Consider the following 25,157-nt stretch of genomic DNA (forward strand, 5'->3'; position numbering starts at 1 on the left):
CGCCGGCAGTGAGGTCATGCCTGCGCGGATTCCGCCGGCGACAACGTCAACACCTCAACGCCGTCCTCGGTCACCACAATGGTGTGTTCCCACTGCGCCGAGAGCTTGCGGTCCTTGGTCACCACGGTCCAGCCATCCGGCAGCACCTTGGTGTAACGGGTACCTTCATTGATCATCGGCTCGATGGTGAAGGTCATGCCCTGCTTGAGCACCAGACCCTGGCCGGGACGGCCGTAATGCAGCACCTGCGGCTCGTCGTGGTAGACCTTGCCGATACCATGGCCGCAGTACTCACGCACCACGCTGAAACGCTCGCCTTCAGCGAATTCCTGGATTGCATGACCCACATCGCCCAAGGTCGCGCCCGGCTTGACCGCACGGATACCACGCCACATTGCTTCCTTGGTGGTTTCCACCAGGCGCTTGGCCATCACCGACGGCGTGCCAACGTAATACATGCGGCTGGTATCACCGTGCCAGCCATCCTTGATGACGGTCACGTCGATATTGACGATGTCGCCATCCTTGAGCACCTTGGCTTCACTGGGAATGCCGTGGCAGATGACGTTGTTCACCGAGGTGCACACGGTCTTGGGGAATCCGCGGTAGCCCACATTGGCCGGGATGGATCCCTGCACATTGATGATGTGGTCGTTGCAGATGCGATCCAGCTCTTCGGTGGTGACACCGGGCTTGACGTGCGGGGTGATGATGTCGAGCACCTCAGCCGCCAGACGGCCGGCGATGCGCATCTTCTCGATTTCTTCGGGGGTTTTCAGTTGGATTGCCATGCGCCGATTATCCCCCATTTGGGCTATTTCGCTAAGTATTTCACATTAATGAACGCGGAATAGGACACCCACTCTGGACCCGCCCGGGACTTTCCTGACTGGGGACGCCCAGCCAGCGGCCAACATCCATACTCATGCGAATCGCTCAGATCAGGCATCTGACCACACCGGCCGCCGGCAAATCCTGAGCCACCGGGGCAAGCCCGAATTGGTGGCGCAAGTTTCCAATTGACTGAACTTAGCAAGATCCCCCGTTCAGGCGAAACTGCAAGCGTGAACACGTGTCAGCGCCGCGTTGACATGCTTAGCTTTGCGCGCACGCCGACGCCATGCCCCAAGGCATCGCCACTGCCGCCAATCGCCGGGAGAATCAACATGCTCACGCGCACGCTTCTCATCACCGCAACCAGCATTGCGCTGGCGGGAATTGCAGCCCTCACGCAGGCAGCAACCCAGACCGCACAGTTCCAGGTCCGCCTCGTCATCACCGAATCCTGCGACATCCAGACCGTCGCCGCTGGCGACATCGACTTTGGCAGCCTGGCCCGCGCCACCGGCACCCCGCTCGACGCTCAAGGCACACTTGAGGTGAATTGCACCAATGGTACGCCCTACACCATCGGCATGAACCCAGGCGCCAATGCCACCAGCACCACGGCTGCCGCCGACAACCGGCGCATGAGCGACGGCGCCAGCAACTTCGTCGCCTATGGGCTTTACCGCGATGCCGGCCGGCTGAATTTCTGGGGCGAGGTAATCGGCACCGACACCCTCGCCGGCACCGGCAATGCCAGTGCACAGACCATCCCGGTCTATGGCCGCGTGCCCTCCACCGATGCGCCAGCCGGCAGTTACGGCGACACGGTGATTGCCACTATCACCTACTGAGCCCAGGCCCAATGCAACTGCCCGATTTGCATCCACCCCGGATCGGGCCACGCGCCCGAGGCTGGGCGGCGTGGGCCCTGCTGTTGATGGCACCACTGGCCTGCGCCGGCAACCTGCAGGTCGCGCCCATCCTGATTGAGTTCAGCGATGACCAACAGGCGCAGGCACTGTGGCTGGAGAACACCGGCGACACTCCCTTGCACGCGCAGGTGCGGGTACAGCGCTGGACCCAGAGCAACGCAAGCGATGTGCTTGAGCCCTCGCAGCTGCTGCTGGCGCGCCCGGCCATCGTCCAGATCGGCGCCGGCCAGCGGCAGCTGGTGCGCGTGCTGCGCCCCCTGCCGCTGCCAGCGGCAGGCACACAGGAACAGGCCTATCGCCTGCTGGTGGATGAGCTGCCCAGCGCCCATGCCAGGCCCGCACAGGGTTTGAATTTCCTGCTGCGCTACTCCATCCCGACATTCGTGCTCCCCGCTGGCGCGATGCCGCGCGAACTGGGAAACAGGACCGTTGCCGACGCAAGCGGGCTGCGCGCCAACTGGCGGGTGGACGCCGGCTTGTTGACCCTGTCGGTACACAACGCAGGTGCCCAACGCGTGCGCCTCAGCCAGCTGCGCTGGCTACCGGAGGGCGGCCCACCGATCGAACTGACGCCTGGCCTGCTGGGCTATGTCCTGGCCGGCCAACACATGCAGTGGACGCTGCCGCTGGCAACTCCCTTCCCCCTCACCGGCACTTTGCAGGCCAGGCTGAACGATGCCGCCATCCCGCAGCCGCTGCGCCCTGTTGACCTTTGACCTGGCGATGCTCATGGCGAGCAGCTCCTCCATTTCCGCCGCGCCACCACCCCGCCCGGATGCAGCACTCGCCAGTGTTGCCGGGCAGCCGCCGCAGGAACTGTATCTGGAAGTGCGGATCAACCAGAGCAGCCGCACCCAGCTCGCGCGCTTCATTGTGTCCGGACGGCAGCTGTCCGCCAGCGCGGCAACGCTGCAACAACTTGGCCTGCGTATGCCCGCATACATCGCCAACGACCAGCAATCGGTTGACCTTGCACAACTGCCTGACATCAAGATCGACTACGACGCGAGCAATCAACGCCTCGCACTGCAACTGCCGCTGGCGGCACTGAATCGTCCACTCACCCACCTGAGCCTTGCCAACGCCCCCGGCACTCCTGCGGCCAGCGACAACAGCCCCGGGCTATTGCTCAATTACGACCTGCATGCGCAGCAGCAATCGGGCTTCCACAGCGCCGGCGGTTTTACCGAGCTGCGGCTGTTCGGCGCGGGAGCAGGCACCTGGTCCAGCACCCAGAACACACGTCTTGATGATGGTCGCGGTCGTTGGCAGATCCGGAACACGCGCCTGGACAGCCGCTGGCAGCTCGACCTGCCCGGTCCGATGCTCAGCCTGAGCGTAGGCGACACCATAACCGGAGCACTTGCGTGGTCGCGTGCCACCCGCATCGGCGGCCTGCATCTGTCGCGCAACTTTTCCCTGCAGCCGTACCGGGTGACCACACCCTTGGCTTCGTTCACCGGTGATGCCGTCCTGCCGTCCACGGTTGACCTGTATATCAACGGCATCCGCCAGGCCAGCCGCGAGGTGCAGCCCGGGCAGTTCCAGCTGGATACCGCACCCTCGCTCAGTGGCAGCGGCCAGGCACAACTGCTGGTGACCGATATCAATGGCCAACAGCGCATGCTGGAGTTCGCGCTGTACGGCACCCCCAGCCTGCTGCAAACCGGCCTGAGCGACTGGTCGCTGGATATCGGGGTATTGCGCCAGGACTACGGACTGCGCTCCTTCGCTTACGACAGCAGGCCGATGGCCAGCGCCAGCCTGCGCCACGGCCTGTACAAACAACTGACCATCGAAGCGCATGCCGAACTCAGCGCGGACCTGCAGTTGGCCGGCGTCGGCGCGGTGGGCTTGCTTGGAGAGCGTGCCGGGATACTAAGCAGCTCGCTCACCAGCAGCCGCGCCGGTGTGCTGCAGGGCCACCAGCGCACGCTCGGCTATCAATGGAACACACGCGGCTTCAGCGTCTCAGCCAGCACCCAACGGCGCAGTGCTGGCTTCCGCGATGCGGCAGGGTTTCTCGCCAAAGCGTTATTGCCGCGCCGCACCGAGCAGTTCTTTGTGGGCCTGGGCAATGTCCACAGCGGCCAGTTCAGCCTCAGCTATGTGTCCCAGAACTACCCCGGCAATCCGCGTACGCGTCTGGCCGGCTTGGGCTGGTCACGCAATCTGCGCGGCAATGCATGGCTCAGCGCGCAGCTCCAGCACGACCTGGACAACCGCCAGATGGACAGCGCCAACCTGTACTTCTCTCTGCCGCTGGGGCGCCTGACCCAGCTCAGCAGCTCGCTGCGCCACGGCACTGACGGCAACGTGCTCTCGCTGGAAGCAAATCGCAGTTTGCCGGTGGATGCGGGCGGCTGGGGCTGGCGCGCGCAGGCAAACATGGGGGCACGCCGCAGCGTCAGCGCCGAGCTGCGCCACCTTGGCCACGCCGGCCAATCACGCATTGGCATGGATTACAACGCCAACGGCGACACGCTGGCTTATGCCGATGCCAATGGCAGCGCCGTGTGGTTCGGCCAGGGTGTGCACCTACTGCGCCAGGTGGACGACGCGTTCGCCCTGGTCTCCACCAATGGCGTGGCACAGGTTCCGGTGCGCCTGGAGAACCGCTTGATCGGCAGCACCGACGCGCACGGCCAGCTATTGGTTACACCACTGCGTGCCTGGCAGCGCAACCTGATCAGCATCGACACCTTGGACCTGCCGATGGACATGCTGCTGGATGCGCCGCAACGGCAGGTGGTACCTGCATCCGGCAGTGGCGCACGGGTGGATTTCAAGCTGCGCCCCAGCCATCCGATGCGCCTGCAGCTACGCGGCGCGGATGGGCAGTGGCTCGCCATCGGCAGCCAGGTTGCTGTCCAACTTGCGGGTCAGACGGTTGCAACTACCGTCGTTGGGCATGATGGCGAGGTCTATCTGGCGGACCCACCGGGCGGCGCGCAACTGGTCATCACCCCCGAGGAAGCCAGCGCCTGTGTGCTGCCACTACCAACAGCGGCACAGTACGCCGCGCAGGACTACGCCGCACCACTGCGATGCCAACCATGATCAGCGGAACCCAGCGAGGCCAAGGCGTCGGCGCGCGCCTCGTCATGTCGCTGGCATTGGCGTGCGCCCCCCTCGCGGCTCCCGCACAAAGCTGCCAGGTAACCAGTAGCCCGAACATTGATTTCGGCGAAACCCGAGGCACGACCAACACCGATGCAGCAGCCACCCTCATCGTGAGCTGTCAGGGTTTGCCACCGTTTGGCAACCAGATAACTGCATGCATTTTCCCTGGCGACGGCTTTCCCAGCGGCGTGGCGCCACGCCGCATGAGCAACGACGCAGGTGCCTTGATGAACTACGATCTCTATGCAAACCCAGCGCAGACACAACTGATCGGCGCACTTGGCGGCAATCAACCGGTCTATGCGATCTCTGTTCGGGCAAGTGCACTGAGCCCGCAGCAGATCCCGTTCAACATCTACGCCCGCGTCCCGGCCAGCCAGGCATTGCCCGCGGCGTACAGGTACGAAGGCAGTCCAGGGCCTTCCATCCTGCGATACAGCTATGGCCCACCACTGCTGGCCCCGCCTACCGCGGAGAACTGCCGTGATGGCACCTTCCCCTTGCTGGGAGGTGCTGGCCAATCGCAGTTCATTTTTGGCACGGTCAGCGCACAGGTACCCAGCGCCTGTTTGATAAGCATTGCTACTGACATGGATTTTGGCAGCGCCAGTCGACTGGATACACCGCGTGACCAGGCATCACTGATCCGCATGCGCTGTGCCACCGATGTCGAGTGGAGCATGACCCTGAGCAGCGGCAGCAATCCCGTCAATGGCCAACGGCGGATGGCCTCCAATGGCAATTTCCTGCCTTATGAACTGTATCGCGACCCGGCGCTGCTCATCCCCTGGGGGAACACCGAAGCCACCGGTGCCAGTGATATCGGTGAAAACGAGGACGTATCACTCACCGTCTATGGGCGGGTGTTCGCCCGGCCCGCCCCGATTCCGGGCAGTTACAGCGACACGATCACAGTCATACTTACTTATTAAGCCGGCCAGGGCCGCCCACCTGGTGGGCAAATTGCGCCCAGCCCAGCCAAGGGCTATACTTCGCCGGCTTTTTCGGGCTCCTGCCCTTTGAAGCGCGCTGACACCGGGCGTCAACCGGTGAATCCTCACCTGTCGCCCCCATCCGTGCCGGGGTGCCCTGTTCTTCAGGGTTCGGCCACGGAGGCGCCAGGGAAGCCCAACCCCGGAACTGTTTGCGCGCTCCATATAAGAAGCCGCGCATCGCAGCACGACTCCAACAAACCGGTCGCGCGCGGTGTCAGTTCCACCATCAGGAGTTTTGCAATGCCCCAGATCACCATGCGTCAGATGTTGGAAGCCGGCGTCCACTTCGGCCACCAGACCCGTTACTGGAACCCGAAGATGGGCCAGTACATCTTTGGCGCCCGCGGCAAGATCCACATCATCAACCTGGAAAAGACCGTCCCGCTGTTCAACGATGCGATGAACTTCATCTCCTCGGTTGCCCAGAAGCGCGGCACCATCCTGTTCCTGGGCACCAAGCGCAGCGCACGCGAATCCATCAAGGAAGAAGCAGAGCGTTGCGGCATGCCGTTCATGAACCAGCGTTGGCTGGGCGGCACCCTGACCAACTTCGCTACCGTGAAGAAGTCGGTTGCCCGCCTGAAGGAACTGGAAGCCGGTGAAACCGACGGCAGCTTCGACAAGCTGGTCAAGCACGAAGTGCTGGGCCTGCGCCGTGAGCGCGACAAGCTGGAAGCCTCGCTGGGCGGCATCAAGGAAATGAACCGCCTGCCCGACGCCATCTTCGTCATCGATATCGGTCACGAAGACATCGCCATCAAGGAAGCCAAGAAGCTCGGCATCCCGGTGATCGCCGTGGTTGACACCAACTACAACCCGGAGCTGGTCGATTACGCCATCCCGGGCAACGACGACGCCATCCGTGCCGTGCAGCTGTACGCCCGCGCCGCTGCTGACGCCGTGCTGGAAGGCAAGGCTGCTGCTCCGAACGCCGCCACCGTGCGCGAAGAAGAGTTCAGCGAAGCCGCTGCTGGCGAAGAAGCCAAGCCGGCCCGCCGCGCTCCGGCCAAGAAGGCTCCGGCCAAGAAGGGTGACGAGGCCTCGGCCTGATCCCCACCGGCGGGCGCAGCCATCGCGCCCGCCTCCCCTGTGCCGGCACCAATGGCGCCGAGCACTGACAGGGCTGCGTAACAACGGCCGGCCATCATGGCCGGCCTACCCCTTTCTATTGATGAGGTAATTCCATGGAAATCACTGCTTCCCTGGTCAAGGAACTGCGCGAGCGCACTGGCGCCGGCATGATGGAGTGCAAGCGCGCTCTGTCCGAGACCAATGGCGACATCGACGCAGCGGCTGAAGCCCTGCGCAAGTCCGGCGCTGCCAAGGCCGACAAGAAGTCCGACCGCGTCACCGCTGAAGGCCGCGTTGGCGTTGCCAGCGAAGGCGGCAAGGCCGTGCTGGTCGAAGTGAACTCGGAAACCGACTTCGTTGCCAACGACGTCAACTTCAAGGCGTTCGTCGACGCCGTCGCCGCTGCCGCCCTGGCTTCTGGCGCCGCCGACGTTGAAGCCCTGAAGTCGGTCAAGCTGGCCAGCGGCGAAACCGTCGAAGAAACCCGCGCCACCGCGATCCAGAAGCTGGGTGAAAACATCCAGATCCGTCGCCTGGTCAAGATCGACGGCGCCAACACCGTTGGCACCTACGTGCACAGCAACGGCAAGATCGGCGTGCTGGTCGAACTGGCTGGCGGCAACGCCGAGCTGGCTTCGGGCCTGGCAATGCACGTGGCCGCGATGAACCCGCCGCACAACAAGGCTGCCGACGTTCCGGCCGACTTCGTTGCAAAGGAAAAGGAAATCGAGCTGGCCAAGATGAGCGAAAAGGAAAAGGCCAAGCCGGCTGAAATCCTTGAGAAGATCATCAGCGGCAAGATCAACAAGATCATCAGCGAAGTGACCCTGTACGGCCAGAACTACGTTCTGGACGGCGACAAGACCGTTGAGCAGGCCGTCAAGGCCGCTGGCGGCGACGTCGTCGGCTTCCAGCGCCTGGCTGTTGGCGAAGGCATCGAGAAGGTGGTGGAAGACTACGCCGCCGAAGTTGCCAAGGCGATGCAGGTCTAAGCACCCGCTGCCCGCAACATCTGAAAAAGCCGCGGATACCCGCGGCTTTTTCTTTGCCACAAAGTACCCGCGACACCACACTCCCGGCACTGGACTGCAATAGCCCGTCTTTGCTTAAGGCATCCTGTATGCTTGAACCACTGCCGCCTGCTTCCTTGACATGTCCCCCGAGCTCACTGCAGCCCTGTCCCTCTGCCGCAACCTGCCCTCGCCACCGGCCATCGCTGTCCGTTTGATCGAGCTTGCGCAGGATCCGGAAACCGACATCGCCAGCGCCGCTGACGTGATAGCACTGGATATGGGCTTGAGCGCACGCATGATGCGCATCGCCAATTCGCCGCTGTACGCCAGCCGCCGCCGCATTGAAAACCTGGGCCAGGCATTGACCATGCTTGGCCTCAACGCCACCTTGCAGCTGGCCCTGGGCTTCAGCCTGTCGCGCGCCCTGCGCGAGGACGAAGACCACGCCCAACTGCTGCAAGCAGTCTGGCGCCGCAGCATCCTCAGCGCGCTGGCCGCCCGTTATCTGGGCTTGGCACGCAATGTTCGCCGGGTGGAAGAGCTGATGCTGGCTGGCCTGCTGCAGGACATCGGCATCCTTGCCCTGCTGCAGTTGCGCAGCGACAACTACCCAAGCCTGCTTGCCGGCGTCAGCAGCAATGAGGAACTTCTGGTCCACGAACGCACCATCCTCGACTGCAGCCACGCCGACGTCGGCGCCGAACTGTGCGAGCAATGGGGCCTGCCGCCCTATCTGGTCGATGCCATCAGGCACAGCGAGGCACCTGCCGAGCCGGTCGACCTGTTCGGCCGCTGCGTCGCCCTGTCTGGAAGCATTGCCGAGATCTGGCTGAGCAAGGATACCGACCAGGCCCGCGACACCGCCCTGCGCCTGGTACATGCACAGCTGGAAATGGACAGCAGCCAGTTCGAACTGGTGCTGCAGCAGGTCAGCCAGATGCTGCCGGAAATCAGCGCGCTGTTCGACGTGCCGGTGCCATCGCCCGCCCGCATCACCTACCTGCTCGATCACGCCAGCGAATTGATGGCCCTGCGCAACCTGCGTGAACTGCAGGATGCCAGCGCCGCCAAGCGACGCGCCGACGATTTTGAACAACAGACACGCCGGCTGACCGAACAGGCACATCTGGACGCCTTGACCGGGCTGCTGAACCGGCGTCAGCTGGAAGTGGTACTGGCGCAGGAATTCGATCGCGCCGGCCGCGCCGACCGCCCGTTGTCGGTGGCCTTCATCGACCTGGACGATTTCAAGAAGATCAACGACCAGCACGGCCACCTGGTCGGCGACCAGGTATTGCAGGCGTTCGCCAGCCAGCTTCAGGGCCAGCTGCGCGGCAGCGATACCGTGGCCCGCTTCGGCGGCGAAGAGTTCGTGGTGCTGTTCCCGGGCACCAACGAACAGACCGCGCTGGAAGTGATCCGCCGCGTGCTTGGCGCCATCACCCAGGCCCCGATCGTCACCGTGGCCGACACCCCACTGCATGTGACCTTCTCAGCCGGCGTCGCCACCCATGGCGCATACGAGCGCTTCACCGATATGCGCGACCTGCTCAAAGCCGCCGATGACGTGCTGTACCGCTCCAAGAATCTCGGCCGCAACCGGGTAATTGCCCGCGCACCGGACCTCCACCCCACCGCCTGCTGAACCAGATTGCGATTGACCGACGTTTTGTCGCTGCATTGCAACAATAGATGTCACCTGAAACTGCGGCATCCGTTAGAATCCCCCGCGTTTTCCAGCCATCTGAGGTCACCATGTCCAAACTCGCCTACCGTCGCATCCTGTTGAAACTTTCCGGGGAGGCGCTGATGGGGGATGAGGACTACGGCATCGACCCCAAGGTCATCAACCGCCTGGCCCACGAAGTCATCGAAGCGCAGAGCGCCGGCGTTGAAATCGCACTGGTGGTTGGTGGCGGCAACATCTTCCGCGGTGCCGGCCTGGCCGCAGGCGGTATGGACCGCGTCACCGGCGACCACATGGGTATGCTGGCCACCGTCATCAACGCCCTCGCCATGCAGGACGCGCTTGAGAAAGCCGGCGGCAAGGCCCGCGTGATGAGCGCGATCAAGATCAACGACGTATGCGAGGACTACATCCGCCGCCGCGCCATCCGTCATCTGGAAAAGGGCCGCCTGGTGATCTTCGCCGCCGGCACCGGCAACCCGTTCTTCACCACCGATTCGGGCGCTGCACTGCGCGCGATCGAGATCGGCGCCGACCTGCTGCTGAAGGCCACCAAGGTCGACGGCGTGTATGACAAGGACCCGAACAAGCACGCCGATGCGGTCCGCTACGAGAGCCTGAGCTACGACCAGGTCATCAGCCAGGGCCTGGAAGTCATGGACACCGCCGCCTTTGCGCTGGCCCGTGACAGCGACCTGCCGCTGCGCGTTTTCGACATGAGCCAGCCCGGCGAACTGCTGAAAATCCTGCACGGCGAGCACATCGGCACCCTGGTCCACGGCCGCGACGCACACTAACCCACGCTGCCGGCGCGGTGGGCAGGGGTAATCGCCTATAATCGGCCGGTTCTAGAAACATCCAGGATTCGGCCGATGATCAACGATATCAAGCAAGATGCGCAGGCGCGCATGACCAAGAGCATTGACGCTCTGCGCCATACCCTTACCACCATCCGCACCGGCCGCGCTTCGCCGGCCCTGCTGGAAGGCATCAAGGTCAAGGCCTACGGCACCGACACCCCCTTGAATCAGGTGGCCAGCATCAGCGTGTCCGAAGGACGCTCGCTGGTGATCACCCTGTTCGACAAGAACATGATCAAGGAAGTGGAAAAGGCCATTTACGCCTCCGACATCGGCATCACCCCCACCACCATGGGCACCGTGATCCGCCTGAACCTGCCGCCGCTCACCGAAGAGCGCCGCAAGGAACTGGCCAAGTCGGTGAGCAAGGAAGGCGAAGAAACCAAGATCGCCATCCGCAACATCCGCCGTGACGCCAACCAGGAAGTGGCCAAACTGCTCAAGGACAAGGCGATCACCGAGGATGACGACCGTCGCAGCCAGGAAGACATCCAGAAGCTGACCGACAAGGCGATCAAGGACGTCGACGAAGTGGTCAAGCTCAAAGAACAGGAACTGATGGCGGTCTGAGGCGTGTCCTCCGTCCTGCACGACGACACCGCTGCCCCGCCGTTGCCGGGGCACATTGCCATCATCATGGATGGCAATGGCCGTTGGGCGCAGCAACGCCGGCGGCCGCGCATGATCGGCCACCGTGCCGGTGCGCGCGCGGTCAACCGCAGCATCGACTTCTGCCTTGAACGCGGCATCGGCGCGCTGACCCTGTTCGCGTTTTCCAGTGAAAACTGGGGCCGCCCGCAGGAAGAAGTCGATTCGCTGATGAAGCTGTTCCTCGGTGCACTGGACCGCGAAGTGGATGAACTCCACCGCCGTGGCGTGCGCGTGCGCTTCATCGGTGACCGCAGCCGCTTTGCCGGCAGCATCGTCCAGCGCATGGACAAGGCCGAGCAACGCACCATCGGCAATACCGCGATGACTCTGAGCATCGCCGCCAGTTACGGTGGCCGCCAGGATATCGCGCTGGCTGCACGCGCTCTGGCCGAACAGGTCGCCGCTGGCACCTTGTTGCCCGAGCAGATCGACGAGCAAGCCCTGGGCCAGCACGTAGCGCTGGCCGATATGCCACCGCCAGACCTGTTCATCCGCACCGGCGGCGACACCCGCATCAGCAACTTCCTGCTGTGGCAGCTGGCCTATAGCGAGCTGTGGTTCACTGACGTGCTGTGGCCGGATGTCGATGCGGCCGTCCTTCAACTGGCACTGGATGACTATGCAGGGCGCGAGCGCCGCTTTGGTCTGACCAGCGCCCAGATCGCCGCCACTGCGGCAACGAGCGCACATTCATGACCAAAACACGTGTGATTGCAGCGCTGATCATGGCCCCGGTGGCCATCTGCGCAATCCTGTTCCTGCCCAGCCAATGGCTGGCTGCCGCTGCTGCGCTGGTGTTCCTGATCGGCCTGTGGGAGTGGCTCAAGCTCACCGGCGTGGTTGGCCTGCCGCGCACCGTGCTGGTGGTGCTGAACCTGCTGCTGATGGTGCTGCTGGTCTGGGCCTCGGACGGCAGCATGGTGCTGTTCCAACTGGCGGCGCTGGTCGGCGTCGGCTTCTGGCTGTTGGCCTTGCTGTGGCTGCGGTTCTTCGACTTTGGCGCGCACGAAGAAAGCAGCGCGCGCATGCTGAAGCTCGCCGCCAGCAGCCTGGCGATCATTCCGGCCTGGGCCTCACTGGTGTTGATTCATGCCGGAAGCAACGGCCACCTGTGGCTGTTGACCGCACTGTCGCTGGTCTGGGCTGCCGATTCCGGCGCGTATTTCGCTGGCCGCACCTTTGGCAAGCACAAGCTGGCGCCGCGTATCAGCCCCAACAAGACCATTGAAGGCCTGCTTGGCGGACTGGTCGCCGGCCTGGTCACCGCCGGCGTATTCGGCTGGTTTGCCGGCGTGCAGACCTCACAGCTCGGCTGGCTGATGCTGGTCACCGCGGTCGCTGTGCTGGCCTCGGTACTCGGCGATCTGTTTGAAAGCCTGCTCAAGCGCCATGCCGGCGCCAAGGACTCGGGGCATATCATTCCCGGCCACGGCGGCGTATTGGATCGCATTGACGGCGTATTGGCCGCCCTGCCTGTGTTTGCACTGGGCAAGGAAATCTTCGGTTTCTGAGCATGTCCACCTCATCTATACGTCAGGTCGCCATCCTTGGCGCCACCGGCTCCATCGGCACCTCGGCGCTGGATGTGATGGCCCGCCATCCGCAGCAGATGCGCGCCAGCGTGCTGGCCGCTGGCAGCAATGTGGATGCGTTGATTGCACTGTGCCGACAGCACCGTCCGGATCACGCCGCGATTGCCGACCCGGCGCTGTTCACGCGCCTGCGTGATGGCCTGAAAGACGCCGGACTGACGACCGAAGCACATGCCGGCCATCAAGCAATCGATGCCCTGGCCGCCAGCGACTGCTGCGACACCGTCGTGGCCGCCATTGTTGGCGCCGCCGGACTGTCTTCGACGCTTGCCGCCGCCCGCGCCGGCAAGCGCCTGCTGCTGGCCAACAAAGAGTCGCTGGTCCTGGCCGGCGAGCTGCTGACCCGCGAAGCCGCCAACGCTGGCGCCGAGATCATTCCGATCGACAGCGAGCACAACGCCATCTTCCAATGCCTGCGCTCGCGCGATGCGCGGCTGGAAGCAGGTGTCCGCCGCATCATCCTGACCGCCTCCGGCGGCCCGTTCCGCGGCCGCAGCCGCGCCGAGCTGGAAGCGGTGACCGTGGCCCAGGCCGTTGCCCACCCGAAGTGGTCGATGGGTCCGAAGATCTCGGTAGATTCGGCGACGTTGATGAATAAAGGGCTGGAAGTCATCGAGGCCCACCATCTGTTCAACGTGCCCGGCTCGCGCATCGACGTGCTGGTCCACCCGCAGAGCCTGGTGCACTCGCTGGTCGAGTTCATTGACGGCTCAACCCTGGCCCAGCTTGGCCTGCCGGATATGCGCACCACGCTGGCCGTGGGCCTGGGCTGGCCGCAGCGGATCGAATCGGGCGTCGGCGGACTGGACCTGTTGAGCCACGGCCGACTGGATTTCGAGGCGCCGGACATGGACGCCTTCCCCTGCCTGCGCTTGGCCTGGCAGGCGATGGAGGCCGGCGGCAGCGCCCCGGCAATCCTGAACGCCGCCAACGAAGTGGCAGTTTCAGCATTTCTTCAGGAGCGGATAGGCTTCCTGTCGATTCCGGCACTGGTGGAACACACCCTGTCTACCCTGCCTTACGCGGCGGCCGATACACTGGACGTCCTGTTGGCAGCTGATACCCAGGCCCGCCATATCACCGAAACCGCCATTGCCCGCCTGCCGAATGTCTGAGTCCACCTTCCAAATGAGCTGTGCCCATGGCTGATTTCCTGGGGTCTGTGTGGTGGATGATCGTCAGCCTTGGCGTGCTGGTCACCTTTCATGAATTCGGCCACTACTGGGTGGCCCGTCGCTGCGGGGTAAAGGTGTTGCGCTTCTCGGTGGGCTTCGGCAAGCCACTGTGGAGCCGCCGCAACCGCAACGGCACCGAGTTCGTCATCGCCGCGATTCCACTCGGCGGCTACGTGAAGATGCTCGACGAGCGTGAAGTCGATGTCCCCGCCGCTGAACGCGCCGTCGCCTTCAACAACAAGACCGTCTGGCAGCGCATCGCCATTGTCGCCGCCGGCCCTGCCGCCAATCTGATCCTGTGCATCGCCCTGCTGTGGGCGATGTTCGTGATTGGCCGCCAGGATTACTCGCCCACCATTGGTCGCACCAGCGGCATGGCTGCGCAGGCCGGTTTTGTCGCCGGCGACCGCATCCTGGCCGTGGAAGACCGCAGCGTCGACACCTGGGCCGAGGCCAGCATGGCCTTCACCACCGCCGCCATGGACCGCCAGGATGCGCATGTCCGCGTCCGCGACAACCTCGACAACGAACGCACCCGGGTGCTGCCGCTGTCGCAGCTGCCGGCGGGTTTTGATGAACGCCAGGTGCCTGCACAGGCCGGCTTCATCTGGCAGTTCTGGTTGCAACCGGCGCAGATTGACTCGGTTTCAGCCGATTCGGCTGCCACCGGCCTGCTGCAGCCAGGCGACCTGATCCTGGCCGTCGACGGCCAGCGCGTGGACAGTGCCGACCAGGTTACGCCGTTGATCCAGCAGCTGGGTCAGCGCGGCGGCCCGGGCATGGTCGAGGTCGAGCGCAACGGTGAGCGACTGGCGCTGGAGCTGACGCCGGAGGCCGGCCAAGGCCCGGATGGCAAGCCGCGCTGGCTGATCGGGGTCGGTTTTGCCACCAACCAGGCCCCCGCCTACGATGCCCGTCAGCAGTATGGCGTGCTGGCCGCGCTGCCCGCTGCAGTGCGCGAAACCGGCAAATTGGCAGCAGATTCGCTGGGCATGATGCGTCGCATGCTCACCGGCCACGCCTCGGTAAAGAACATTTCCGGGCCGATCACCATCGCCCGCGTTGCCAATGCCTCGGCTGAACGCGGACTGGATTGGTTCCTGTATTTCCTGGCGTTGCTGTCGCTGAGCCTATGCATCATCAACCTGTTGCCCATCCCCATCTTGGACGGCGGGCACCTGCTGTATTACCTTATCGAGTTGGTCAAGGGCAGCCCGCTTAGCGAGCGTGCCATGGCTGCCGGCCAATTCATCGGTCTGGCGCTGTTGGCCGGGCTGATGGGACTGGCGTTCTACAACGACATCCTCAGCCTGGTTCCGCGATGAACTTTTTCCCGTTGTCGTCGTCTTACGCCGGCACTCACGCATTATCGAAATCGACTCCAACCGGACGTGATATGACGCGACTTCCCAATCGCCGCTTGCTGGCCCTCGCACTTGCTGCTGGTCTGGCCCTGCCTGTGCTCGCACAGGCGGCCGAGCCCTTTACCGCCAGCGACATCCGCGTGGACGGCCTGCAGCGCATTTCCTCCGGCACCGTGTTCACCTACCTGCCGGTGGAACGCGGCGACACCGTGGACGACGCCAAGATCGGCGACACCATCCGCGCCCTGTACAAGACCGGCTTCTTCGAAGACGTGCAGCTGGACCGCCAGGGCGACATCTTGGTCGTCACCGTCAAGGAACGCCCGGCGATCAACAAGTTGACCGTCACCGGCAACAAGGACATCAAGAGCGAGCAGCTGCTCAAGGGCCTGAGCGACATCGGCCTGAGCGAAGGCGGCACCTTTGACCGCCTGAGCCTGGACCGGGTGACCCAGGAACTGCGCCGGCAGTACAACGACCGCGGCAAATACAACGTGGAAATCACCCCGACGGTGAGCCCGCTGGACCGTAACCGCGTCGACGTTGCCATTGCCGTCAAGGAAGGCAAGGCAGCCAAGATCCGCCACGTCAACCTGATCGGCACCGAGAAGTTCGAAGCCACCGACATCCTCGACACCTGGGAATCCAAGGAGCACAACTGGGCCTCTTGGTACCGCCGCGATGACCAGTACTCCAAGGAAAAGCTGTCCGGCGATCTGGAGAAGCTCAACTCCTGGTACCTGGACCGTGGCTACGTCGATTTCAGCATCGACTCCACCCAGGTCTCGATCAGCCCGGACAAGCGCGACATGTTCGTCACCGCCGGCGTGACCGAAGGTGAGCAGTACAAGATTTCCGACATCAAGGTCACCGGCGACACCATCCTGCCGCAGGCAGACGTGGAGAAGATGGTCATCCAGAAGAGCGGCGACACGTTCTCGCGCGCCCTGCTGGAGTTCAGTGCCGACGGCATCACCAACAGCCTGTCCAACGTTGGCTATGCCTTCGCCAAGGTCAACCCGATCCCGACCAGCAACCGTGCCGACCGTACCGTGTCGGTGAACATGCAGGTGGTTCCTGGCCCGCGCGTGGCCGTGCGCCGCATCGTGTTCAAGGGCAACGCGCGTACCAGCGACGAGGTCTTGCGTCGTGAAATGCGCCAGTTCGAGAACAGCTGGTACTCGCAGGCTGCGATCGACCGCTCCAAGATCCGTCTGCAGCGCCTGGGCTTCTTTGAATCGGTCGACGTCGAGACCCAGCCGGTGACCGGCAGCAACGACCAGGTCGACGTGGTCTACAACGTCAAGGAAACCACCTCCGGCAGCTTCGTGTTCGGCCTGGGCTATTCGCAGTCCTATGGCATGACCACCTCGGTGCAGCTGTCGCAGAACAACTTCCTCGGCGGCGGCAACCGCGTGTCGGTTGAAGCATCGCGCAGCAGCTACCTGCAGCGTTACGGCTTCAGCTACACCAACCCCTACTTCACCGATGACGGCGTCTCGCTGGGCTATAACCTGTCCTGGCGCGAGCTCGACTACTCCGACTTCAATACCGCCCAGTACAACAGTACCAATGGCGCGGCACAGGTGGTGTTCGGCATTCCGATCACCGAGAACGATGCGTTCTCGCTGATGTTCGGCATCGACAGCAACCAGATCACGACCTACTCCGGCTACACCCCGAAATCGATCATCGATTACATCGATGCGGTCGGCACGCGCACCTTCCACTCCTGGCGTTCGGAGCTGGGCTGGGCACGTGACACCCGTAACGACTACTTCATGCCGACCCGCGGCACCTACCAGCGCCTCGGCCTGGAGACCACGTTGCCGGGTTCGACCGTGGAGTACTACAAGCTCAGCTACCAGTTCTCCAAGTACTGGCCGATCATTCCGTCACTGGTGATCAACACCCGTCTGGAACTGGGCTACGGCGACTCCTACGGCAAGGACAAGGTCCGCGATATCTGCTGGAACGAAACTCCCGGCACTCCGGGCACCCCGGGTACGCCAGCCACCCCGACTACTCCGGCGGTACCGGCCGTTCCCGGCACCCCCGGCACCACCCAGGTGGTGGACTGCGGCAGTAACCCGACCGCCAAACACCGTCAGGTCCGGGCCAGTGGCCTGCCGTTCTTCGAGAACTTCTACGCCGGCGGCACCAACTCGGTGCGCGGCTTCGAAGACAACACCTTGGGCCCGCGCTCGGAAATCATCGGCGGCTATTACAACGGCCAGCCGCTGGGTGGCTCGGTGAAGACGGTGGGCTCGATCGAAGCCTACTTCCCGAAGCTGTTCGACAGCCCGTCAGCGCGTGTCTCGGCGTTCTTCGACTTCGGCAACGTCTACAACGGCACCAGCAACTTCAAGGCCAAGGAACTGCGCGCTTCGGCCGGTGTCGCCCTGTTGTGGCGCGCCCCGGTCGGCCCGATCTCGATCAGCTATGCCTTCCCGTTGAAGAAGGAAGACGGCGACGAAATCGAACGCCTGCAGTTCACCTTTGGTGGTCAGTTCTGACGAACTGACCCGCTCATCCGGGGTGAAGCCCCGGATACCGGTTTTCATGCCATGGCATGAAAACCGGGCGCGCTCTGGTCTACCGGCTTCAACCTGCAAGTCCCCCGCGCCTGTCGGCGCGCCCCCTTTACCAAAGGGGGCTCTCCACCAGAATCAACGCATCAACCTGCCCCGGGACGCGATTCACTCCCGGGGTTTGCTTTTACGGGACCTGCGTCTGCGTTTCACGGAACGGGACCTTCCCGTCAAAGCCATCCCGCTCCCTCGGAACACCTGCACTTTCGGGCGCCCCGCCCACCCCGCTGCCCTTGCCCTGCAAGGGTGATAACGTCCGTTCGCATGACCGCCATCGGCGCACACGGTAAACTTGCTGCGTGAATACTCCTACCTATACCGCTCAGGAACTTGCCGACCGTTTCGGCCTGCAGGTGCACGGTGACCCGTCGGTTGCCATCCATGGCGTTGCCACGTTGGCGCATGCCGGCCCCGGGCAGCTGACCTTCCTGGCCAATCCGCGCTACCGGGCACAGCTTGCCGACAGCAAGGCGTCGATCGTGCTGCTGCGCGCCGACGATGCCGAGGCCGCGCCTGGCACTGCCCTGGTCGCCAAGGATCCGTACACCACCTTCGCCAAAATCGGCGCGCTGTTCGAGACCGTGCCGGTGCGCGAGCCCGGCATTCACCCCAGCGCGGTCATCGACCCCAGCGCGACGGTGGCCGCCAGTGCCCACATCGGCCCGCACGTATGCATCGGCGCACGCAGCGTGATCGGCGAGAGCTGCATCATCGGCGTCGGCAGCATCATCGGTGACGACTGCGTGGTCGAAGCCGGCACGGAACTGCTGGCGCGCGTCACCCTGGTTGCCCGGGTCAAGCTGGGCAAGCGCGTGCGCATCCATCCGGGCGCCGTGCTCGGTGCCGAGGGCTTCGGCCTGGCGATGGACAACGGTCACTGGATCAAGGTCCCGCAGCTGGGCGGCGTGCGCATCGGCGACGATTGCGAGATCGGCGCCAATACCTGCATCGACCGCGGTGCGCTGGAAGACACCACGCTGGACGAAGACGTGCGCGTGGACAACCTGGTGCAGATCGCCCACAACGTACAGATCGGCGCACACAGCGCCATCGCAGGCTCGACCGGCATTGCCGGCAGCGCCAAGATCGGCCGCTACTGCCTGCTCGGCGGCGCCGTCGGCGTGGTTGGCCATCTGGAAATCTGCGACCACGTTGTCATCACCGGCAAGTCGGTGGTGCGCAACTCGATTACCGAACCGGGCGAATACTCGTCAGGTACCCCATTGACCGACAACCGCACGTGGCGCAAAAACGCCGCGCGCTTCAAGCAGCTCGATTCGCTGGCACGGCGCATCCTGGCTGTGAGCAAGGAGAAAGAATGAACGCACCACTGCAGATGCCCATCGACGTCAACACGATCCAGACGTTGATCCCGCACCGCTACCCGTTCCTGCTGGTCGACAAGGTTGTCGACCTGGATGTGGACGCCAAGCGCATCATCGCGCACAAGAACGTCACCATCAACGAACCCTATTTCCAAGGTCATTTCCCGGGCCAGCCGATCATGCCGGGTGTGCTGATCATCGAAGCGCTGGCCCAGGCCGGTGGCGTCTTGACCCAGCTCAGCCTTGGCCGCGACGCGCAGTCCAAGCTGTTCTACCTGGTCAAGGTCGACAACGTGCGCTTCATGAAGCAGGTGGTCCCGGGCGATGTGCTGGAACTGCATGTGCAGGTCAAGCGCATGATCCGCAACATGGCGGTCTACTACGGCGAAGCCAAGGTGGATGGTGAAGTGGTCGCACACGCCGAAGTGCTGTGCGCCGGCACCCGCGAATAATCTGCCTGGAGCACACGATGAGCGATAGCGCCCCCCTGGTTCACCCGACCGCGGTCATCGATCCTTCGGCCAAGCTCGGCCAAGGCGTGCGCGTGGGTGCATTCACCCTGATCGGCGCCGATGTCGAGATCGGCGACGGCACCGAAGTGGGGCCGCATTGCAGCATCCACGGTCCGACCCGGATCGGACGCGACAATCGTTTCATCGGCCACGTTGCGGTCGGCGGCGAGCCGCAGGACAAGAAGTTCGCCGGCGAGCGCACCGAGCTGGTAATTGGCGACCGCAATGTCTTCCGCGAGTTCGTCACCCTCAGCCGCGGCACTGCCGGCGGCGGCGGCGTGACCAGCATCGGCAACGACAACTGGATGCTGGCTTACGTGCATGTCGCCCACGACTGCCACGTTGCCGACCACTGCGTGTTCTCCAACAACACCACGCTGGCCGGCCACGTCTCGGTTGGCAACTGGGTGATCATCAGCGGCTTCGCTGGTGCCCACCAGTTCTGTCGCATCGGCGACCATGCCTTCCTCGGCATGGGTGCACTGGTCACCGGCGACATCCCGCCGTTCACCATGGTCGGCATCGATGGTCATGGCCGTCCGCGCGGCATCAACAGCGAAGGCCTGAAGCGTCGCGGCTTCGACGCCGAGCGCATCAGTGCGATCAAGCGCGCTTACCGCACCATCTACGTGGCCGGTGTGCCGCTGGCCGAAGCCAAGCTGGCGTTGGCCGAGCAGGCGCAGAGCAGCGATGACGTCAAGCAGATGCTGGACTTCATCGAGCACGGCGAGCGTCCGCTGCAGCGATGAGCGCTGTAATCCAGGACTCCGGATTGGCGCTGGTCCGCAAGCCGCGCATCGCGCTGGTTGCCGGTGAGGCGTCGGGCGATCTGCTCGGGGCCGGCCTGATCAACGCACTGCGTGCACGCTACCCCGATGCCGAATTTGCCGGCATCGGCGGCGATGCGATGCGCCACGCAGGTTGCGAAACCTGGTTTGATGCCAGCGAACTGGCGCTGATGGGGCTGGCTGAAATCCTGCGTCATCTGCCACGCCTGCTGAAACTGCGCAAGGAATTCCGCCAGCGCGTGCTCGACTGGAAGCCGGATGTGTTCATCGGCATCGATGCACCGGATTTCAATCTGGGCGTAGAAAAGTGGCTCAAGCGACGTGGCCTGCGCACGGTGCATTACGTCAGCCCCTCGGTATGGGCCTGGCGCGAGAAGCGTGCGGAAAAGATTGGTGCCAGCGCCGACCTGGTGCTGTGCCTGTTCCCGATGGAGCCGCCGATCTATGCCCGCCACGGCATTGATGCACGCTTTGTCGGTCATCCGATGGCCGATGAAATTCCATTGCACAGTGACCGTGCAGCCGCACGACAAGCGCTGGGCATTCCCGAGCAGGCAAAGCTACTCGCGGTACTGCCCGGCAGTCGCCTCGGCGAAGTGAGCCGACTCGGCCCGCCGTTCTTTGCCGCCGCCTGGCAGCTGTGCGAGCAAGACCGCGGCCTGCATATCGTCGTGCCGGCGGCCAATGACAAGTGCAAGGCGATGATCACCGAGCAGATCCGCAGCGCCGCGCTACCCAGCGCGCGACTGCACCTGCTCGATGGCAAGGCACGCGACGCAATGATCGCCGCCGACGTGGTGATGTTGGCATCCGGCACTGCCACACTGGAAACCATGCTGGTCAAACGACCGATGGTGGTCGGCTACCGCGTGGCCGAACTCACCTATCGCATCGTCAAGGCGCTGGGCCTGATCAAGGTCAATCGCTTTGCCCTGCCCAATGTATTGGCCGGCAAGGACCTGGCGCCGGAGCTGATCCAGCACGAATGCACGCCAGACAATCTGGCCGCCGCAGTACGCAACTGGTTTAAGCATCCCGATTGCGTCAGCGGTCTACAGGACGACTACCAGCAGCTGCACCAGCAACTGCGCCAGGATGCCTCGGCACGGGCCGCCGATGCGGTCGCCGGGCTGTTGCAGGTGCCGTCCAAGCAAGGCCAGCCGTGACCGCCAGACGTACTCCCAAGGCAGCGGATGTCTCGCTGTCGTTGTTTGACGATGCCGCCCTGCTTGCGCGGCAGGCCCCGCGCCTGGTCGCTGGCGTCGACGAGGCCGGGCGCGGCCCACTGGCCGGCCCGGTCGCGGTGGCGGCCGTGGTGTTCGATCCCGAGCGCCCACGCATCAATGGCCTGGATGACTCCAAGGCATTGACCGCACTACGCCGCGACCAGCTCTACGAGCGCATCATCGAACGCGCCCTGGCCTACAAGATCGTGATGGTGGACGTGGCCGAGATCGACAGCCTCAACATCTTCCAGGCCACCATGCAGGGCATGCGCTTGGCGGTGGAAGGCGTGGCGCATGTCGCCCAGTTCGCACGCATCGACGGCAACAAGATTCCCAAGGGCCTGCCCTGCCCGGCCGAAGCACTGGTCGGCGGCGATGCCATCGACCGCAGCATCATGGCCGCCTCGATCCTGGCCAAGGTCAGCCGCGACCGCTTCATGCTGGAACTGCACCAGCAGCATCCCGAGTACGGCTTCGACCAGCACAAGGGTTATGGCACACCCTTCCATATGGCCGCGCTGCGCGCACATGGTCCCTGCTCGCAGCACCGGCGCAGCTTCGCCCCGGTCCGTGCGAGCCTGGACGCATCCTGAGCCACGCGCCGCGCCCGTCAGCGCGGCATGATCTTGATCCCAGGGTCGAGGTGGGTTGCGCCAATGCGCACGTCGTACTTGATGTTGCTCTCGCTGCTCACGGCTTTTGCGACGATCAGCACCTCCTGCCGTTTCCCCATGCGCTGCGAACTGAAGTCCTTCTGCCCGGTGCTGCCCGCACTGCGGTAATACGCAGCAGCACCGGGAGATTCGGCAAACGCCAATGCGAAAGGGTCCAATACATTTTCTGCAGTGCGCCAGAGCACCTGCGTACCACTACGCACCGTGCACACATCCGGAGTGATTACCGGCCCATCCGGACCAGACGCCACATCGACGTAGACCAGTTTGACGATACGCGGCGGTAGATTCTCCGTGCATTGCAACACTTCACCCGGAAGCGGTGGTTGGGTAGCGCAGGCAGCAACGCCAGCAACCGTTCCGGCGGAGACGACAAGATAGAGCCAAACTCTATGGTTCATGACGACCACTCCTCGCTGAGGTCCGCCGCCACGGACGGAAAAACCGGCACTTACTCTTTAGGCACGCCGCTGCCGACCACCGCATAACGCTGCAGCGACAGCAAGGCATCGATGCGCTGCTGCGGAATGCCCTGCTTCAATGCGCTTTCGACGCAGTTGTGGGCGCCCGCCTTGTCGCCGAGCAGGGTCAAGGTCTGTGCGCACCACAACGCGACCTCGGCCGCCTGCGTGCCCAGCGCGCGGGCAGCCTGCAGATCCTGCAACGCGCGTGCACGCTCACCCAGATTGGCCCGGTACCAGGACAGCAAGGCCAAGGCATAAGCATCATCGCGACGCACGTCGACATATTGCTGTGCCAGATGCGCGGCGCGCAGATACGGCGCCTGCGCCTGCGCCGCGGTTGCAGGTGCGGCAGCCAGCGCGTCGGCCAGGTTGCCCCAGTGCAGATAGTCCTCCGGTTCCAGCACCGTTGCCTGTTGGAACAACTCCGCAGCGACCGCGTATTCGCCATGGTCGAACTTCATCGAGCCCAGATTGGTCAATGCACCGGCATTGGGCTCGATCGACAAGGACATGTTGAACGCATGCCCGGCCTGCGCCGTATCACCCTGGGCCAGATACAAGCCACCCAGGCTGCCCCATAGCCGACTGTCTTCCGGTTGCAGCACGGTGGCGGTGACAAACGCATCGATCGCCTTGGGCACATCGCCACGCAACCAATGGTGGTAACCCAGCAGTCGGTAGATCTGCGCATCACTGGGCCGCGCCGCGATGGCCTGCTGGAAGGACTGCAGTGCCTGCTCCTCCTTGCCGAGCGCGGCGTAGGTGCGTGCCTGTCCGACCAGACCGTCGGCGCGCAGCGCAGGATCATCGATGACCTGCTGGTACAGCTGCAGCGCCTGTTCGTTCTGGCCACTGACGCGGGCAATTTCCGCCATCGCCAGACTCACCTCGCGCAAGCCGGGGTCCATCGCCTGTGCGCGCGCACAGGCCTGGCGGGCGCGCTCAAACGCACCAGCGTCACTAACTCCCTCCAGCCGCGCGATCTGGGCGCGACAGATGCCGGCCTGGGCCCGCGCGAAGTGCGGATCAATCGCCAGCGCCTGCGCAAACGCCGCCATCGCCCGCTCATTGCCGGCCTCGCCGATTGGCCGTTGCAGCAACGCCAGGCCGCGCAGATAAGCGTCATAGGCGTTGACGTCGGTGGTCGGGCTCAAACGCTGCGCCACACCGGATGTCTTCCCGGGCAGATGACCGAGCAGGGCGTGCACGACCTGATTGGCTATCTCGCCCTGCAGCGCGAACACATCGTTGATCTCGCGGTCATAGGTTTCCGCCCACAGGGTGAAGCCGGTCGTAGTGTCTGACAACCGCGCACTGATACGCACCCGCCCACCTTCCCGGCGCACACTGGCATCCAGCAGTGTCGCCACACCCAAACGGGCGCCGATCCGGCGCACATCGTCACCATCGACATCGCTGCCGGTAGGGACCGCGATCTGGCGCGCGGCCACTTTCAGACCCGGCACATTGGTCAAGGCGTCATGCATCTCGACCGCCAGACCATCGGCGAAATAGCGGTCAGCGGCATCGTCGCTGAGGCTACTGAATGGCATCACCGCAATCGAAGCACCGGCCACAACCGGGGTGCGGTTCCACCACCAGTAACCCGCACCCAACAGCAGCAACAGCGCGCAGCCGATCAGGAATGCGCGTGAGCGCATCCACGCGGGTAACGATAACTTCGGCGCCTCCCGCCACCAGCGCGACAATCGCCGTTCTTGCGGCGACGGCGACTCGGCATGCGGATCAATATCCGCAGCCATGTGCTCGGCCAGTTCAGCGACTGCAACAGGCAGCTCCATCGCAGGCGAAGCGGGAATCGCTTCAACCGCCGATGCGGATGAAGCCGTGGCCTCCGGCGGCAACAACTTGCCAATGAAGCGGTAACCCAGACCGTGTTGGGTCTGGATGTAACGTGGCTCATGCGAGTGGTCGTCCAACACCGAACGTAACTGCGCGATGGCACGGGTCAGCACACCTGGCGTCACATGCCGATGGCCCCAGACAGCATCAAGCAACTGGTCGCGTACCAGCAATTCATCGGCATGCCGAAGCAGCATCAACAGCACCGCGAATGCTTTTGGCTCCAGCGATTGATACTGGCCATCACGGCTGAGCGTATGTGCCACGGCATCCACCACGATGCCGTCGAAACGGTAGCGTTCGACCGGTTGTGCTGTGTCACCTGGGTCTTCGACCGCACCCATCGGCAAGCCCTCATGAATTCCTCAGAAACCAGCGCAATGACTGTCTGAAGGCTCCGCCTGCCATCATGACCAATGCTAC

22 protein-coding genes are annotated in these 25,157 nt (G+C 63.9%); 19 read left to right on the top strand and 3 right to left on the bottom strand.

The window, feature by feature from the left end; genetic code table 11:
- Window positions 1-14: 14 nt before the first annotated feature.
- On the bottom strand, window positions 15-791 hold the full coding sequence (map, locus tag ACVOLZ_RS13970; RefSeq protein WP_481516695.1) for a type I methionyl aminopeptidase: 777 nt from the start codon (window positions 789-791) through the stop codon (window positions 15-17).
- Window positions 792-1,166: 375 nt separating this feature from the next.
- On the opposite strand from map, the gene ACVOLZ_RS13975 reads away from it, so the two are divergent.
- From ACVOLZ_RS13975 to ACVOLZ_RS14065, 19 genes are all read left to right on the top strand, one after another.
- Window positions 1,167-1,679, top strand: coding sequence for a Csu type fimbrial protein (locus ACVOLZ_RS13975; protein ID WP_481516696.1), 513 nt, complete (start codon window positions 1,167-1,169; stop codon window positions 1,677-1,679).
- An 11-nt stretch (window positions 1,680-1,690) separates the two neighbouring features.
- Window positions 1,691-2,476 carry a fimbrial biogenesis chaperone gene (locus ACVOLZ_RS13980; RefSeq protein WP_481516697.1) on the top strand — a complete coding sequence of 262 codons (786 nt, stop codon included), beginning with the start codon at window positions 1,691-1,693 and terminating at the stop codon, window positions 2,474-2,476.
- Between the two features lie 13 nt (window positions 2,477-2,489).
- Window positions 2,490-4,820 (top strand): fimbria/pilus outer membrane usher protein, encoded by a 2,331-nt coding sequence (locus ACVOLZ_RS13985; protein ID WP_481516698.1) that lies wholly within the window; start codon window positions 2,490-2,492, stop codon window positions 4,818-4,820.
- Window positions 4,821-4,864: 44 nt separating this feature from the next.
- Window positions 4,865-5,815 carry a Csu type fimbrial protein gene (locus ACVOLZ_RS13990; protein WP_481516720.1) on the top strand — a complete coding sequence of 317 codons (951 nt, stop codon included), beginning with the start codon at window positions 4,865-4,867 and terminating at the stop codon, window positions 5,813-5,815.
- A 303-nt stretch (window positions 5,816-6,118) separates the two neighbouring features.
- The gene (gene rpsB / locus ACVOLZ_RS13995; protein ID WP_282267380.1) at window positions 6,119-6,928 is read left to right on the top strand and encodes a 30S ribosomal protein S2; all 810 of its coding nucleotides are present in this window, start codon (window positions 6,119-6,121) and stop codon (window positions 6,926-6,928) included.
- 134 nt (window positions 6,929-7,062) lie between these two features.
- A complete protein-coding gene (gene tsf / locus ACVOLZ_RS14000; RefSeq protein WP_481512703.1) occupies window positions 7,063-7,941 on the top strand; it encodes a translation elongation factor Ts in 879 nt (292 codons plus the stop codon).
- Window positions 7,942-8,101: 160 nt separating this feature from the next.
- Window positions 8,102-9,607: an HDOD domain-containing protein gene (locus ACVOLZ_RS14005; RefSeq protein WP_481516699.1), complete on the top strand. Its 1,506-nt coding sequence runs from the start codon at window positions 8,102-8,104 to the stop codon at window positions 9,605-9,607.
- Window positions 9,608-9,717: 110 nt separating this feature from the next.
- Window positions 9,718-10,446: a UMP kinase gene (gene pyrH / locus ACVOLZ_RS14010; RefSeq protein WP_481512701.1), complete on the top strand. Its 729-nt coding sequence runs from the start codon at window positions 9,718-9,720 to the stop codon at window positions 10,444-10,446.
- Window positions 10,447-10,521: 75 nt separating this feature from the next.
- The gene (gene frr, locus ACVOLZ_RS14015) at window positions 10,522-11,079 is read left to right on the top strand and encodes a ribosome recycling factor (protein WP_481512700.1); all 558 of its coding nucleotides are present in this window, start codon (window positions 10,522-10,524) and stop codon (window positions 11,077-11,079) included.
- Between the two features lie 15 nt (window positions 11,080-11,094).
- Window positions 11,095-11,856: a polyprenyl diphosphate synthase gene (gene uppS / locus ACVOLZ_RS14020; protein ID WP_481516721.1), complete on the top strand. Its 762-nt coding sequence runs from the start codon at window positions 11,095-11,097 to the stop codon at window positions 11,854-11,856.
- Window positions 11,853-12,671 carry a phosphatidate cytidylyltransferase gene (locus ACVOLZ_RS14025; protein ID WP_481516700.1) on the top strand — a complete coding sequence of 273 codons (819 nt, stop codon included), beginning with the start codon at window positions 11,853-11,855 and terminating at the stop codon, window positions 12,669-12,671. The genes uppS and ACVOLZ_RS14025 overlap by 4 nt, the downstream gene beginning before the upstream one ends.
- A 2-nt stretch (window positions 12,672-12,673) precedes the next feature.
- Entirely contained in the window at window positions 12,674-13,867 is a 1,194-nt protein-coding gene (locus ACVOLZ_RS14030; protein WP_481516701.1) for a 1-deoxy-D-xylulose-5-phosphate reductoisomerase, read from the top strand.
- A 26-nt stretch (window positions 13,868-13,893) separates the two neighbouring features.
- Complete coding sequence (rseP, locus tag ACVOLZ_RS14035) at window positions 13,894-15,252, top strand: RIP metalloprotease RseP (protein ID WP_481516702.1); 1,359 nt, start codon at window positions 13,894-13,896, stop codon at window positions 15,250-15,252.
- A gap of 71 nt (window positions 15,253-15,323) precedes the next feature.
- Window positions 15,324-17,807, top strand: a complete 2,484-nt coding sequence (gene bamA / locus ACVOLZ_RS14040; protein ID WP_481516703.1) for an outer membrane protein assembly factor BamA — start codon at window positions 15,324-15,326, stop codon at window positions 17,805-17,807.
- Between the two features lie 374 nt (window positions 17,808-18,181).
- Window positions 18,182-19,204 carry a UDP-3-O-(3-hydroxymyristoyl)glucosamine N-acyltransferase gene (gene lpxD / locus ACVOLZ_RS14045; protein WP_296253442.1) on the top strand — a complete coding sequence of 341 codons (1,023 nt, stop codon included), beginning with the start codon at window positions 18,182-18,184 and terminating at the stop codon, window positions 19,202-19,204.
- Window positions 19,201-19,659, top strand: a complete 459-nt coding sequence (fabZ, locus tag ACVOLZ_RS14050; RefSeq protein WP_481516704.1) for a 3-hydroxyacyl-ACP dehydratase FabZ — start codon at window positions 19,201-19,203, stop codon at window positions 19,657-19,659. Before lpxD ends, fabZ begins: the two co-directional genes overlap by 4 nt.
- A 17-nt stretch (window positions 19,660-19,676) precedes the next feature.
- A complete protein-coding gene (lpxA, locus tag ACVOLZ_RS14055) occupies window positions 19,677-20,468 on the top strand; it encodes an acyl-ACP--UDP-N-acetylglucosamine O-acyltransferase (RefSeq protein ID WP_481516705.1) in 792 nt (263 codons plus the stop codon).
- Complete coding sequence (gene lpxB / locus ACVOLZ_RS14060) at window positions 20,465-21,673, top strand: lipid-A-disaccharide synthase (protein WP_481516706.1); 1,209 nt, start codon at window positions 20,465-20,467, stop codon at window positions 21,671-21,673. Before lpxA ends, lpxB begins: the two co-directional genes overlap by 4 nt.
- 35 nt (window positions 21,674-21,708) lie before the next feature.
- Window positions 21,709-22,326, top strand: coding sequence for a ribonuclease HII (locus ACVOLZ_RS14065; protein ID WP_481516722.1), 618 nt, complete (start codon window positions 21,709-21,711; stop codon window positions 22,324-22,326).
- 17 nt (window positions 22,327-22,343) lie between these two features.
- Here ACVOLZ_RS14065 and ACVOLZ_RS14070 read toward each other — a convergent pair whose 3' ends face one another.
- Both ACVOLZ_RS14070 and ACVOLZ_RS14075 read right to left on the bottom strand, forming a co-directional pair.
- The gene (locus tag ACVOLZ_RS14070; RefSeq protein WP_481516707.1) at window positions 22,344-22,808 is read right to left on the bottom strand and encodes a hypothetical protein; all 465 of its coding nucleotides are present in this window, start codon (window positions 22,806-22,808) and stop codon (window positions 22,344-22,346) included.
- 50 nt (window positions 22,809-22,858) lie between these two features.
- Window positions 22,859-25,078 carry a winged helix-turn-helix domain-containing tetratricopeptide repeat protein gene (locus tag ACVOLZ_RS14075; RefSeq protein WP_481516708.1) on the bottom strand — a complete coding sequence of 740 codons (2,220 nt, stop codon included), beginning with the start codon at window positions 25,076-25,078 and terminating at the stop codon, window positions 22,859-22,861.
- Window positions 25,079-25,157: the final 79 nt, after the last annotated feature.

Source organism: Stenotrophomonas sp. STEN020, from assembly GCF_056760195.1.

Bases quoted from the DNA above. Each gene is read 5' to 3' on its own strand.
- pyrH (WP_481512701.1), top strand. From the start codon at position 9,718: ATGTCCAAACTCGCCTACCGTCGCATCCTGTTGAAACTTTCCGGGGAG.
- ACVOLZ_RS14075 (WP_481516708.1), bottom strand. From the start codon at position 25,078: ATGGGTGCGGTCGAAGACCCAGGTGACACAGCACAACCGGTCGAACGC.
- ACVOLZ_RS14070 (WP_481516707.1), bottom strand. From the start codon at position 22,808: ATGAACCATAGAGTTTGGCTCTATCTTGTCGTCTCCGCCGGAACGGTT.
- rpsB (WP_282267380.1), top strand. From the start codon at position 6,119: ATGCCCCAGATCACCATGCGTCAGATGTTGGAAGCCGGCGTCCACTTC.
- fabZ (WP_481516704.1), top strand. From the start codon at position 19,201: ATGAACGCACCACTGCAGATGCCCATCGACGTCAACACGATCCAGACG.
- lpxA (WP_481516705.1), top strand. From the start codon at position 19,677: ATGAGCGATAGCGCCCCCCTGGTTCACCCGACCGCGGTCATCGATCCT.
- tsf (WP_481512703.1), top strand. From the start codon at position 7,063: ATGGAAATCACTGCTTCCCTGGTCAAGGAACTGCGCGAGCGCACTGGC.
- ACVOLZ_RS14005 (WP_481516699.1), top strand. From the start codon at position 8,102: ATGTCCCCCGAGCTCACTGCAGCCCTGTCCCTCTGCCGCAACCTGCCC.
- ACVOLZ_RS13990 (WP_481516720.1), top strand. From the start codon at position 4,865: ATGTCGCTGGCATTGGCGTGCGCCCCCCTCGCGGCTCCCGCACAAAGC.
- lpxB (WP_481516706.1), top strand. From the start codon at position 20,465: ATGAGCGCTGTAATCCAGGACTCCGGATTGGCGCTGGTCCGCAAGCCG.
- ACVOLZ_RS14025 (WP_481516700.1), top strand. From the start codon at position 11,853: ATGACCAAAACACGTGTGATTGCAGCGCTGATCATGGCCCCGGTGGCC.
- frr (WP_481512700.1), top strand. From the start codon at position 10,522: ATGATCAACGATATCAAGCAAGATGCGCAGGCGCGCATGACCAAGAGC.
- ACVOLZ_RS14030 (WP_481516701.1), top strand. From the start codon at position 12,674: ATGTCCACCTCATCTATACGTCAGGTCGCCATCCTTGGCGCCACCGGC.
- bamA (WP_481516703.1), top strand. From the start codon at position 15,324: ATGACGCGACTTCCCAATCGCCGCTTGCTGGCCCTCGCACTTGCTGCT.
- rseP (WP_481516702.1), top strand. From the start codon at position 13,894: ATGGCTGATTTCCTGGGGTCTGTGTGGTGGATGATCGTCAGCCTTGGC.
- ACVOLZ_RS13985 (WP_481516698.1), top strand. From the start codon at position 2,490: ATGGCGAGCAGCTCCTCCATTTCCGCCGCGCCACCACCCCGCCCGGAT.
- map (WP_481516695.1), bottom strand. From the start codon at position 791: ATGGCAATCCAACTGAAAACCCCCGAAGAAATCGAGAAGATGCGCATC.
- ACVOLZ_RS13980 (WP_481516697.1), top strand. From the start codon at position 1,691: ATGCAACTGCCCGATTTGCATCCACCCCGGATCGGGCCACGCGCCCGA.
- ACVOLZ_RS13975 (WP_481516696.1), top strand. From the start codon at position 1,167: ATGCTCACGCGCACGCTTCTCATCACCGCAACCAGCATTGCGCTGGCG.